Origin of the sequence: Paraburkholderia caffeinilytica (genome assembly GCF_046030355.1) — a bacterium.
Taxonomy (GTDB): domain Bacteria; phylum Pseudomonadota; class Gammaproteobacteria; order Burkholderiales; family Burkholderiaceae; genus Paraburkholderia; species Paraburkholderia caffeinilytica_B.
The window spans coordinates 141,065-154,020 of the sequence record NZ_JAQQCQ010000006.1 but is presented as its reverse complement, the minus strand read 5'-3'; the positions used below and the strand labels follow the sequence as shown (position 1 = coordinate 154,020).

General features: G+C 61.2%; 7 protein-coding genes and 1 pseudogene. 1 reads left to right on the top strand and 7 read right to left on the bottom strand.

All coding sequences use genetic code 11. The features are described from left to right. Positions 1-70: 70 nt before the first annotated feature. The 5 genes from PQQ95_RS11930 to edd all read right to left on the bottom strand — a co-directional run bounded on the left by PQQ95_RS11930 (position 71) and on the right by edd (position 5,738). The gene (locus PQQ95_RS11930) at positions 71-829 is read right to left on the bottom strand and encodes a class I SAM-dependent methyltransferase (RefSeq protein ID WP_408437594.1); all 759 of its coding nucleotides are present in this window, start codon (positions 827-829) and stop codon (positions 71-73) included. Between the two features lie 198 nt (positions 830-1,027). Next, entirely contained in the window at positions 1,028-1,537 is a 510-nt protein-coding gene (locus PQQ95_RS11925) for a gluconokinase (protein WP_408437593.1), read from the bottom strand. A gap of 10 nt (positions 1,538-1,547) precedes the next feature. Further along, positions 1,548-2,912: a GntP family permease gene (locus PQQ95_RS11920; RefSeq protein ID WP_408437592.1), complete on the bottom strand. Its 1,365-nt coding sequence runs from the start codon at positions 2,910-2,912 to the stop codon at positions 1,548-1,550. 253 nt (positions 2,913-3,165) lie between these two features. Further along, positions 3,166-3,807: a bifunctional 4-hydroxy-2-oxoglutarate aldolase/2-dehydro-3-deoxy-phosphogluconate aldolase gene (gene eda, locus PQQ95_RS11915; RefSeq protein WP_408437591.1), complete on the bottom strand. Its 642-nt coding sequence runs from the start codon at positions 3,805-3,807 to the stop codon at positions 3,166-3,168. Between the two features lie 26 nt (positions 3,808-3,833). After that, positions 3,834-5,738, bottom strand: coding sequence for a phosphogluconate dehydratase (gene edd / locus PQQ95_RS11910; RefSeq protein ID WP_408437590.1), 1,905 nt, complete (start codon positions 5,736-5,738; stop codon positions 3,834-3,836). Positions 5,739-6,043: 305 nt separating this feature from the next. On the opposite strand from edd, the gene PQQ95_RS11905 reads away from it, so the two are divergent. Beyond that, complete coding sequence (locus PQQ95_RS11905) at positions 6,044-6,889, top strand: MurR/RpiR family transcriptional regulator (protein WP_408437589.1); 846 nt, start codon at positions 6,044-6,046, stop codon at positions 6,887-6,889. 61 nt (positions 6,890-6,950) lie between these two features. On the opposite strand, the gene PQQ95_RS11900 is transcribed toward PQQ95_RS11905, so the two are convergent. Together PQQ95_RS11900 and PQQ95_RS11895 are read right to left on the bottom strand one after the other, a co-directional pair. Beyond that, entirely contained in the window at positions 6,951-7,691 is a 741-nt protein-coding gene (locus tag PQQ95_RS11900) for an OmpA family protein (protein WP_494471477.1), read from the bottom strand. Positions 7,692-7,815: 124 nt separating this feature from the next. Beyond that, positions 7,816-12,906 (bottom strand): annotated as a pseudogene (locus tag PQQ95_RS11895) (YadA-like family protein); the annotation flags it as partial. Positions 12,907-12,956 lie beyond the last annotated feature (50 nt).

Here is a 12,956-nt window from a genome sequence, read left to right as displayed (position 1 = left end):
AACGCCCACGCAATGGACGCCGTTCAGTTGAACACTGAGCGGCGTTTTTCATTTGAACGCCGCAAGGATGCTACGACAACCAGTCCGGCACTTCGCGAAAGGCCAGATGGATATGCGAGTCGAAGTGATGCACTCGATAGCCAAACGGCTCGAAGAGCGCGTCCAACGAGCGGCATGTGTGGATCGTGATGTGTCCGTTGCGCGGCGCGATGTACCAATGGTCCATCGCACGCGGCGGCAGCGTGTCGATCGCCAAGGTCGAAAACATCATCACGCCGTGCGGCTTGAGTATGCCGAGCGCGCTTGCGACCGTCACGCGCGGCTCGGGCGTATGCTCCAGCACTTCGAATGCCGTCACCAGATCGAACGCGTTCGGCTCAGGTTCGGCATCGCCTTGTTCCATCGGATCCCAACTGTGGGCATCCACGCCACGTTCACGCAGCCTCGCCGCCAGCCGGCCATTGCCACCTCCGTAGTCGAGACATCTGAGCCCGTCGCCTCTCGCGATTAATTTCGCAACCATCCCTACATTGGCGTCCGGACGCGCCTCGATATAGTCGGGGTCGATCTCTGCATAAGCCGCGTTGTAAATGTGCTTTGTGAAGGCGCTTCTGCTCCACCGATCGAACGCATGCGTGAACACCAATCCGCAGTCATCGCAACGGTGGTAGTAAATGGGAATGGCGGCAAGCGGCAAGAAATAGCCGCGGCGCTCCTCGCAGCTCTTGTTGAAATCGAGCACACCGCAAAGTGGCGCCCTGCCCTGGCAAATCTTGCACGTTGAAACGCTTGCGACTGGGTCGAGCCTGTCGCCCTCGATGTGCACCATGTTCACCGCCTTTGAGTTTTGCCAGAGAGACTGCCATTGGACCAAAGCACGGAAAACAAGCGAATCGGACGCATCCCAAAGCACAGCACTTTTTTGACTAGAACTTCGGCGTCGCACATGCGCAAACGGCGCCCAAATTGAAACGCCCCGGCCACTTGCGTGGCCGGGGCGTCGAGACACGGCGTCAGCGATAAAACCTCAGCGCACCGCCATCTGCTTCAACACCTCGTCGACGATTTCTTCCGGCGACAATTCGATGCTCACTGTGATCGCTTCGTCCGGGCCCGGTTCTTCGAGCGTATCGAGCTGGCTTTGCAACAGCGACGGATCGAAGAAGTGACCCGTACGCGTGGTCAACCGTTCGCGCAGCACCTCGAACGAACCCTTCAGATAGACGAAGCACACGTCTTTATCGCCGTTGCCGTTGCCGCCGCCGCGCAGAACATCGCGGTACGAACGCTTCAACGACGAACACGTGAACACCGCTTTTTCACCCGCCCGCTGCTTCTCTTCGATCGCGGCACGGATGGTTTGCAACCATGGCCAGCGGTCTTCGTCGGTCAGCGGAATGCCGTGGTGCATTTTCTCTTTGTTGGCTGCGCTGTGAAACGCGTCGCCGTCGGTAAATGCGCAGTGCAGGCGTTCCGCCAGCATTTCGCCAATCCTCGTTTTGCCGGCGCCCGACACGCCCATTGCGATCAAAATCATCAAAAACTCCTTACACGACCGTCGCGAGCGCGAAAGTCAAACCCAAGCCCATCAGCGAGATGATGGTTTCGAGGAGCGACCATGTCTTGAAGGTCTGCCCCACCGTCATACCGAAGTATTCCTTGACCAGCCAGAAACCGCCGTCGTTCACATGCGAAAAAATCAGTGACCCCGAACCGGTGGCCAGCACCAGCAATTCCGGCGTGACCTGCACGCCGCTCGCCGAGGCAATCGGCGCGACGATACCGCAGGCGGTGGTCATCGCAACGGTCGCCGAACCCGTGGCGAGACGGATCAACGCGGCCACCAGCCAACCGAACAGCAGCGGCGACAGATGCATGGCCGTTGCCACGCTGACGATTTCCTTCGAGATGCCGCTATCCATCAGCACGCGCCCGAACCCGCCGCCTGCGCCCACGATCAGCGTGATGCCCGCGATCGGCGCCAGACAGTCGCCACAGAACTTCTGGATCTGCTCACGATTGAAGCCGCGGCTCGCGCCGAAAGTCCAGAAACTGACCAGCACGGCGATCAACAGCGCGACGTCCGAGTTACCGACAAAACGCAGCAAATCGTTCGCCAGCGTCTTCGGTGTAAAGACGAGGTCGGCCCAACTGCCGATCAGCATCAGAATCACCGGCAGCAGAATCGTGAACAGCGTAACGCCGAAGCTCGGCAGATCACGCTTTTCCTTTTTCTCCTCAGCGGCGCCGAGGAACTGCGCCGCGAGCGGATTGTTTTGCGGCAACTTGATGTAGCGGCTGATCAACAACGCGAACAGCGGACCGGCAACGATCGCCGTCGGCACGCCCACGATCAGCCCGTAAGCAATCGTCTTGCCGATGTCGGCGTGATACGCCTGCACCGCGAGCATCGCGGCCGGATGCGGCGGAATCAAACCGTGCACGACGGACAGACCCGCGATCATCGGCAAGCCGATCAGCAGCAGCGACTTGTTGGTGCGTTTGGCAACGTTGAACGCAATCGGAATCAGCAGCACGAAGCCGACTTCAAAAAACACCGGCAAGCCGACGATAATCGCCACGACCATCATCGCCCAGTGAATATGCTTCTCGCCGAACTTGTCGATCAGCGTGGTGGCAATGCGCTCCGCCCCGCCCGACTCGGCCATCATTTTGCCGAGCATGGTGCCGAGACCGACCACGATCGCAATGTGGCCGAGCGTATTGCCGTTGCCGGTTTCGAACGATTTGACGATTGTGCCGATCGGCATGCCGGATACGAGACCCAGCAGCAGCGACACGATGATCAGGACGAGAAACGGATAAACCTTGTAGCGAGTGATCAGCAGGATCAGAAGTGCGATGGCGATCACCGCGAAGACCAGCAGTGTGCTGCCGTGGACAGCTTCCATGAAGCTCCTCCTTTTGCGTTATTGATGTCGGTGCAAACACGGCTGGCACCTTGTCTCACGGCGACCTGAAGCGGTGCCAGAAAACCCGGCAAGCCGCGCGGACGCTGAATTTTACTGTTTGTTGTCGCTAACAGCGTGCGAATCCGGCACGCATAGCGCCAAGAAGCCTCGCCGCGGCAGCCTGACAGGCTGCATCGACGAGGCTCCTTGGCGTTGGACCTGGCTAACGGACTAAGACGCGGGCCGTTTCAACTCAATGGGCCGGCGCTGCCAACTGGCTGGCGGCACGCGCCAGACGCGTGACTTCGTCCCAGTTTTGCGCGGCGAGCGCGGCTTTCGGCGTCAACCACGAACCGCCCACGCACACCACATTCGGCAACGACAGGAAATGCGTTGCCGTTTCCGCGGTGATGCCACCCGTCGGGCAGAACTTCAGATTCGGGAACGGACCGTGAAAAGCTTGCAGCATCGGCACACCACCGGCCTGTTGCGCCGGGAAAAACTTCACGATCTCGTAGCCAAGTTCGAGCGCCGCGATGATGTCCGAAGGCGTCATCACACCCGGCAGCAGCGGCAAACCCGCATCTTGCGCGGCCTTGTGCATGTCTCGGGTAAGGCCAGGCGACACGCCGAACTGAGCGCCCGCCTTCTTCGCCTGAGCGCAATGCTCGGGCTTCGTGATCGTGCCGACACCCACCACGATATCTTCGGCCAGTTGGCTCGCGCGTTCGATCGCTTCCAGACCGGCCGCCGTGCGCAGCGTGATTTCCAGCACCTTCACCCCACCCGCGTGCAATGCGCGCGACACGTGTTCACCCTGTTCGACCGAGTCGAACGCGAGCACCGGAATCACCGGGCCGAGGCGCACGATATCGCTTACTGTTTTCGCTGTCATAGTCAGACTCCTTGTTTCTGCAGCGTTTAGCTGGCTTGAGTGGTGCTTGAGTGTTCTTCTGCGTGTGCTTTGACGCGCTTACCGTGTTGCGCCGCGTGCTCGCCCACCATCGGACCGAACACCGAGGCGCCCTGTTCCGCCGGCGCTGCCGCCGCACGGAACACGCCGAACAGTTCGCGGCCGAAACCGACTTCGTTTTCCGCCTGATGCTGCGGCAACGCTTCCGGCCGGGCCGCCCATTCGGCTGCATCGATTTCGATGTCAAGCACGCCCGCGTCCGCATCGATCACCAGCATGTCGCCGGTGCGGACCTTGCCGATCGGGCCTTGCAGCAAGGCTTCCGGCGACAGGTGAATTACGGCCGGCACCTTGCCCGACGCGCCCGACATGCGGCCGTCGGTCACCAGCGCGACGTGGAAACCTTGATCCTGCAACACACCAAGCAACGGCGTCAAACGATGCAGTTCAGGCATGCCGTTTGCGCGCGCGCCCTGGAAGCGCACGACCGCAATGAAATCACGCTTCAGCTCGCCGTTGTCGAACGCGGCCTGCACCGCTTCCTGCGAATCGAACACGATGGCCGGCGCCTTCACCATGCGATGCTGCGCCGCCACCGCGGAAATCTTGATCACGCCGCGGCCGAGCTTGCCTTGCATCAGACGCAAGCCGCCATCCGGCTGGAACGGTTCCTTGATGCCGCGCAGCACCGCCATGTCTTCACTCTTTTCCGCGCCCGGCACCCATTGCAGCTTGCCGTCGATCAGCTTCGGCTCTTCCGTGTAGTGCTTGAGGCCCTTCCCGGCGACGGTGTTCACGTCTTCGTGAAGCAAGCCGCCTTCCAGCAGGTTGCGGACCAGGAACGCGACACCGCCTGCAGCATGGAAGTGGTTCACGTCGGCTTTGCCGTTCGGATAGATTTTCGCGAGCAGCGGCACGGCTTGCGACAGCGCGTCGAAGTCGTTCCAGTCGATCACGATGCCGGCCGCGCGCGCGATCGCGACCAGGTGCAGCGTGTGATTGGTCGAGCCGCCCGTTGCCAGCAACGCGACGATACCGTTGACGATCGCCTTCTCGTCGACCACATGGCCGATCGGCGTGTAATTGCCACGCTCCACCGTCAGATCGAGCACGCGGCGCGCGGCCTGCGCAGTCAGCGCGTCGCGCAGCGGCGTATGCGGATGCACAAACGCGGAACTCGGCAGATGCAGGCCCATGACTTCCATCAGCATCTGGTTGCTGTTCGCGGTGCCGTAGAACGTGCAGGTGCCCTGGCTGTGATACGCGGCGGCCTCTGCTTCGAGCAGCGCGTCGCGGCCGCACTGGCCGGTAGCGAAGAGCTGGCGTGTCTTGGCTTTGTCGTCGTTCGAGAGACCGCTGCCCATCGGGCCGGCCGGGACGAAAATCGTCGGCAGATGGCCGAATTGCAGCGCGCCGATCAACAGGCCCGGCACGATCTTGTCGCAAATGCCAAGGCACAGCGCGGCGTCGAACATGTTGTGCGTCAGCGCGACCGCCGTGCTCATCGCGATCACTTCGCGCGAGAACAGCGACAGTTCCATGCCCGCGTTGCCTTGCGTGACGCCGTCACACATGGCCGGCACGCCGCCCGCGAATTGCGCGACGCCGCCGTTTTCACGCGCGGCTTCTTTGATGATGTCAGGGTAGTTTTTGTACGGCGCGTGCGCGGACAGCATTTCGTTGTACGAGGACACGATGCCGATATTCGGCTGACGAATCTGCTTGATGGCGAACTTGTCGCTGCCCTCGAGGCCGGCAAAACCGTGAGCCAGATTGGCGCAGGAGAGCGCGCCGCGCGCCGGAAATTTGCCTTGGGCGTGATGGATGCGGGCCAGATACGCCTCGCGCGTGGGTTTGCTGCGCTCGACCACGCGTTGCGTGACCTTCAACAATTGCGAATGCGGGGAAACCATCGGAGCTCCTTCGTCGCTGGCCGCGTGCGTTTGAGTTGGGCGTGCGCGCACTATGCCAGGTAGGTATCGCGGGGATGTCGGATCAGTCGACGACGCAATATTAGTAGAAAAACTACATGATCGCAATGGTGATTCCTGTTGCACTGCGACATCGTCGAAACGCCCGCATCGCCTTACTGGCTTTGTCTTAGCGACTTACACAGCAAAACGTAGGGATTACACCTAGAGTCTGATATGTAGTTTTTGTACCTTCTTCGGCAATCAGATATAGTCCACGCATTCTTCAGCATAGTGCGAGTTTTCCGATGATGCTGTCTCAGGTGGAAGAGATGCGCGAGCAGTTGCGCCCGTCAGAGCGCAAGCTGGCCGATTACGTGATCGAGGCGCCGCGCGAGGTGCTCGATCTGTCGATGACCGAAGTGGCCGCGCGCGCCGGCGTCAGTCAGCCGACCATCGCGCGGTTTTGTCATGCGCTCGGCTTTTCGGGTTTTCGCGAGTTCAAGATCCGGTTGGCACAGGGGATCGCGTCGGGCGTGCCCACCGTCTATCGCGACGTGCGGCCCGACGAAGACGCGCCAGGACTCATCGCGAAGGTATTCGACCGAACTATCGGCACGTTGATCGAGGTGCGCAACAGCCTCTCGCCGGATAGCGTCGACGCTGCCGTAGCCCTGCTGGCGAACGCGGCGCGCATCGAGTTCTATGGAGCAGGCGGGTCGGGCATTGCCGCTCAGGATATCCAGCACAAGTTTTTTCGGCTTGGCATGCCGAGCGTCGCGTACTCGGATCCGCATACGTATTCGATGTCGGCGGCGCTGCTCGGACCCGGCGATGTGGTGGTGGCGATATCCAATACCGGTCGAACCCGCGACATCATCGAGGCCGCGCGTTCTGCGCTCGCTCGCGGTGCGAAGGTGATCGCCATTACGCACGGTAGTTCGCCGCTTGCGCGGGTCGCGTCCATCTGTCTTTTCTCGAACGTGGTCGAGGAAAACGACGTATTCTCGCCGATGACCTCACGCATGTCGCATCTGGCGATCGGCGACATTCTGGCGGTCGGCGTCGCGCTGAAGCGCGGGCCCGAGTTGGTGGAACGGTTGGGGCAGGCGAAAGGGGTGATCGGCCGGTTGAGGATCGACGGCCAGGCCTGAAGTGTCAAAAAAAGGCCTGCGCAATGGCAGGCCTTTGTGGTCAAGCAATGCGTGTCGCGGCTTACTCCGCGAACACGCGGACATCGACGCGGCGGTTCTGCAAGCGGCCTTCGGCCGTCGCATTCGAAGCGACCGGATCGGCGCTACCCAAACCTTGCGCAACAAACTGGTCAGCATGGAGGCCGCCATCGTGCAGATATTTCACGACGGCCGCAGCACGTGCCTGGGACAGTTTCAGGTTATGGGCTTCCGAACCGGTGTTGTCGGTATAACCCATCACGGTCACGCGATGCAGGTTGACACCTTGGTTCACGCTCATGAAGTGGTTGAGGCTTTCCTTTGCCACCGGGTTAAGCACTGCGCTATCCGTGGCGAAGTTCGCGTTACCTTGCAGCAGTAACCGAACCTGCGGCGGCACCTGTTTAGCTTGCGGCTGCGGAGCCGGTTGCGGAGCCGGCTGTTGCGGAGCCGGCTGGACCACCGGCTGTTGTACCACCCGCTTACCGCACATGAAGGTCATTTCACGCGGATCCTTCACCGGCGCGGTGTCGTTGACGCCGTCAATCGCTTCAAGCCACGTCACAGGCTGAGCCCTACAGGTTTCCTCGGCCACACGCACACAACTTTGCGAGCTTTCGAAAAGTCCCAGACAGCTAACCCGATAAACCGGGGCCTGCTGGTTCGGCATGCTAACCGCGTGAAGCGTATAAGTGGGTCCCGACTGCGTGGTACACGCCGCAAGGATCGTCACAAAGGCGCCGAGCAGCGGCGCGCGGAGATATTTAAAAAGAGTTGCGTTCATTTTTTAAGAATTCAGTCGATTGAAGCGACGCTCTTGCTACGTGTTCCACGAACGAGAGCGCGCTTGCAGTTAAGTCAAGGAATCCGGCAGACGGACAGGGCTGACGCCCCGTCCGTCACGGCACTTACCACTGGTACGAAGCACCCACGCCCACCGTCGTGCCACCCTGGCTGGTACCCGCGCCGGCCTTCATCTTCAGGTTCTCGGTGATGCGTGCCGAGACGCCGAGCGCCACGGCCTGCGAACCCTTGTACGAGCCGCCACCGATACCGACCGCGATCGTCTTGCCTTGATCGACGTCCGGGATCATCGTCAGCGCCGTAGCGGCTGCGATACCGGAGTACGCGTTCTTGGCAACTGCGTTGACGCTGTTCTGCACCGAGTTGATCTGCTGATCGGTGTAGTTCTTCGCCGTCATGCCAGCCGGCAGATTGCCGACCGCCGCCCCGATCGAGTCGTTCAACTGGCCGACGTTGACTGCGTCGGTCGTTGCCGTACCGGCCGCGACGTTGGTGACCTGGCGTTCGTTGCCCGCCGAGCCTACCGACACCGTGTTCGCACGGTCCGCCACCGAGTTGGCACCCAGTGCCACCGAGTTGGCTGCGCTCGCGCTGGCGTTCGCACCCATTGCCGTGGAATGCGTGCCGCTGGCGACTGCGCCTTCCGTGTCACGGCTGCCGTCTGCTGCAAACATCGGGTTGCCACCCGACTTGGCAATGTTCGTGACGGTAGAGATCGCCGCGTTCATCTGGTTGACGTTGACTGCATCGTCACCGGCCGTGCCGGCTGCCACATTGTGGATCGTCGTGCCGCCTGCAACACCATCACCCATCGTGACGCTGCTGTAGTTGGTCGAACCATCGGCGTTATGGTCGTACGTGACTGCCGCGTTGGTCGTTCCGTTCGGATTGATGATGCCCGACGCCTTCAGCTGCGCGACGTTGACCGCATCCGTGTCCGCCGTACCGGCCGCCACGTTGGTGATCTGGCGCTCCGCTCCGGCCGCGCCCACCGACACCGTATTTGCACGGTCAGCCACCGAGTTCGAACCCAATGCAACCGAGTTCGCTGCCAGCGACTGCGCGTTACCGCCGATCGCCACCGACTCCGCACCCGTTGCTTGCGAATCCGCCAGCATCGAGTTGGCGTGGAAGTACTTGACGCCCATGCCACCGTTGCTGATGTTGTTCAGCGTGTTGTTGATGTTGGTGATATCCGTGGTGTTCTCCGTCACACGACCATCAATGTTCGTGATCGCGTCACCCACGTTGTTCACGGTCGTACCGTCCACCACGTATGTCGGCTTCGTGATCGTGCCATCGTTGTTCACCGTCGATCCGCCACCCAGTGCATCAGCCGTCGAACTGGCCATTGCGTACAGTTGCGAACCGTTCACTGCGTCCAAGCTCGTTGCGTTCACGTCACCGGCCGACACACCCGTCAGCTTGCGCGCACCCGCCGTACCGGTGAAGTCCACCACCGTGCCGTCGGTGTCTTTCGCCACCGTGATGTTGCGCGACGTTGCGTCCTGCTGAACCAGACCGACCGAACCGTTGTTGATGTTGTTCGTCAGGTTCGTGATGTCAGTGGAGTTCTGCGTCACCTGCTGGTTGGTTGCATACAGCTCGCTGCCATTGACCGCGTCGGTACTCGTCGCGCTCAAGCGGCCAGCTGCCACGTTCGTGATCGTGCGTTCGCTACCTGCCGCGCCCACGCTTACCGTGCTCAACGGAGCCGCGCCCGCAAACTTGTAGGTGATGCCGCCGATCGTCGTGCCCGTGGTTGCCACCGCAGTCGTCGTGGTCGAGCCAGCACCCAGTGCAACCGCGCCAGCATTAGCTGCTTTGGCGCCGTTACCCAGCGCGACGGCGTTGGTGGCGCTCGCCACTGCTGCCGGGCCAGCCGCGAGGCTGTCCACACCCGTTGCCGACGAATCCGCCAGCGTCGAGTTCGCGTGGAAGTACTTGATTCCCGTGCCACCGTTGGTGATGTTGTTCACCGTGTTGCTGATGTTGCTGACGTTACCTGCAACGTTCGTCACGTTCTGGTTCGTTTCGTACAGTTGCGAACCGTTCACCGCGTCCGTGCTCGATGCGCTCAGATCAGCCGCCGTCAGGTTGGTGATCTTCGTGCCCGACTTGCCACCCAACGTCACTACGTCATGAGCCGACGAGTCGTACATCACCGCATCGGCCATCTGGCCATTGATGTTCGTGATCTGCGAGTTGAGCGTGCTGATGTCCGTCGTGTTCTGCGTCGTGCGACCATCGATGTTCGTGATCACGTCGCCCACGTTGCTGAACGTCTTACCGCCATCAACCACATACGTCGGGTTCGTGATCACGCCTGTCGTCGAGTCGTAGCTCGAACCACCGCCCAGTGCTGCAGCCGTGTCCGCGCCTGCCGCGTTGACCTTTGCATCTTCCGACATCAGCTGGCTCACGTTCACCGCGTCCGTGGCGGCCGAGCCGGCTGCCACGTTCGTCACGCGACGTTCCTTGCCCGACGCGCCCACCGACACTTCACCGTTGGCGGCCGAAGCCGTGCCCGACAGCGCTGCCGTACCCGGGTTGTAGCCCGCTGCCGACAGGTTTGCCGTCGTCGTCGAACCCGAACCCAGCGCCACCGAGTTCTTGGCCGAAGCCAAGGCCGCACCACCAATCGCCACTGAGTCCACACCGCTCGCCGACGAATCCGCCAGCGTCGAGTTCGCGTGGAAATACTTGATGCCACCACCGTTGGTGATGTTGTTCACCGTGTTGCTGATGTTCGTGACGTTGCCCGCAATGTTGCTGACGTTGTTGCTCAGATTGTTCACGTTGTTGTTGATCGTGTTCACCTTCGCGTCTTCCGACTGCAACTGGCTCACGTTCACCGCATCCGTTGCTGCCGAACCCGCTGCCACGTTCGTCACGCGACGTTCCTTGCCTGACGCGCCCATCGACACTTCGCCGTTAGCCGTCGATGCCGTACCCGACAGCGCTGCCGTACCCGGGTTGTAGCCCGCTGCCGACAGGTTCGCCGTCGTCGTCGAGCCCGAACCCAGTGCCACCGAGTTCTTCGCCGAGGCTGTTGCCGCACCACCGATCGCCACCGCGTCAACACCGCTCGCCGACGAATCCGCCAGCGTCGAGTTCGCGTGGAAATACTTGATGCCCGTGCCACCGTTGGTAATGTTGTTCACCGTGTTGCTGATGTTGGTCACATCGCCTGCGATGTTCGACATGTTCTGGTTCGTTGCGTACAGCTGTGAACCGTTTACCGCGTCCGTGCTCGTCGCGCTCACATCACCTGCCGTCAGGTTGGTGATCTTCGTGCCCTTCTCACCACCCAGCGTCACCAGGTCATGGGCCGACGAGTCGTACACCACCGCATCGGCCATCTGGCCATTGATGTTCGTGATCTGCGTGTTCAGATTGGTAATGTCGCTGGTGTTCTGCTTCACCTTTGCGTCTTCCGACATCAACTGGCTCACGTTCACCGCGTCCGTCGCGGCCGAGCCGGCTGCAACGTTCGTCACGCGACGCTCCTTGCCTGTCGCACCCACCGACACTTCGCCGTTAGCGACCGATGCCGTACCCGACAGCGCTGCCGTACCCGGGTTGTAGCCCGCTGCCGACAGGTTCGCCGTCGTCGTCGAGCCCGAACCCAGTGCCACCGAGTTCTTCGCCGAGGCTGTTGCCGCACCACCGATCGCCACTGCGTCCACACCGCTCGCCGACGAATCCGCCAGCGTCGAGTTCGCGTGGAAATACTTGATGCCGCCACCGTTGGTGATGTTGTTCACCGTATTGCTGATGTTCGTGACGTTGCCCGCGATGTTGCTGACATTGTTGCTCAGGTTGTTCACGTTGTTGTTGATCGTGTTCACCTTCGCGTCTTCCGACTGCAATTGGCTCACGTTCACCGCGTCTGTGGCTGCCGAACCGGCTGCAACGTTCGTCACTCGACGCTCCTTACCGGTCGAACCGACCGACACTTCACCGTTAGCCGTCGATGCCGTACCCGACAGCGCTGCCGTACCCGGGTTGTAACCCGCTGCCGACAGGTTTGCCGTCGTCGTCGAGTTCGCACCCAGTGCGACCGAATTCAGTGCCGTCGCTTTGGCGGCCTGGCCCAGCGCAGTAGATGAGTTTCCGCTGGCGGAGGAATACAGGCCGAGCGCGGTGGCTTGATCGCCCGCTGCCGTTGACTGGTTTCCGACCGCTGTCGAGCCGCTGCCCGACGCAGTAGCCAGCGTCCCGAGTGCGGTCGTGTTCCAGTTGGTTGCCTGGGTGTTCGTACCGAGCGCTAAGGCCTGCGAAACAGAAGCGTCACTCTTGCCAGCGACAGCATTTTTGCCAATTGCAATGTTTGCGCCGCCAGCAACGGTACCCGCGCCGTATGCTTTCGCGTTGCCTCCCATGGCGATCGCACCCAGATTGTCGGTATTAGTGGCGCCAGCGGTCGTCGTGGCGCCATTTCCGATGGCGATATCATTCGCCATCGCCGTCTTTGTGCTCGAACCCAATGCGATCGAGTTTGCGGCAGAAGCCGTTGCCGCGCCACCAATCGCCACTGAGTCCACACCGCTCGCCGACGAATCCGCCAGCGTCGAGTTCGCGTGGAAATACTTGATGCCACCACCGTTGGTGATGTTGTTCACCGTGTTGCTGATGTTCGTGACGTTGCCTGCGATGTTGCTGACGTTGTTGCTCAGGTTGTTCACGTTGTTGTTGATCGTGTTCACCTTCGCGTCTTCCGACTGCAGCTGGCTCACGTTCACCGCGTCTGTGGCTGCCGAACCGGCTGCAACGTTCGTCACGCGACGCTCCTTGCCGGTCGAACCCACCGACACTTCACCGTTAGCCGTCGATGCCGTACCCGACAGCGCTGCCGTACCCGGGTTGTAGCCCGCGGCCGACAGATTCGCCGTCGTCGTCGATTTTGCGCCCAGTGCTACCGAGTTTGCGGCCGACGCCGACGATTGAGTGCCAAATGCGGCTGAATTCGATCCGGAAGCAATCGCCAGAGTCCCGACTGCGGTGCTATAGCTTCCGGTTCCGGTGCTGCTCGCACCGATAGCAACTGATCTGTCGCCGCTCGCTGTGGCGTTCACGCCTAATGCTGTACCGGCATCCCCAGACGCCCTAGAGAGGGACCCCAATGCGGTTGAAAAATAGCCGCTTGCAGTTGAAGACGAGCCAACGGCTGTCGCTCCACCATAAATGGTTACGTATCCCGACGCATATGAATTTTGACCATAGGATACCGATCCAGTGCCAG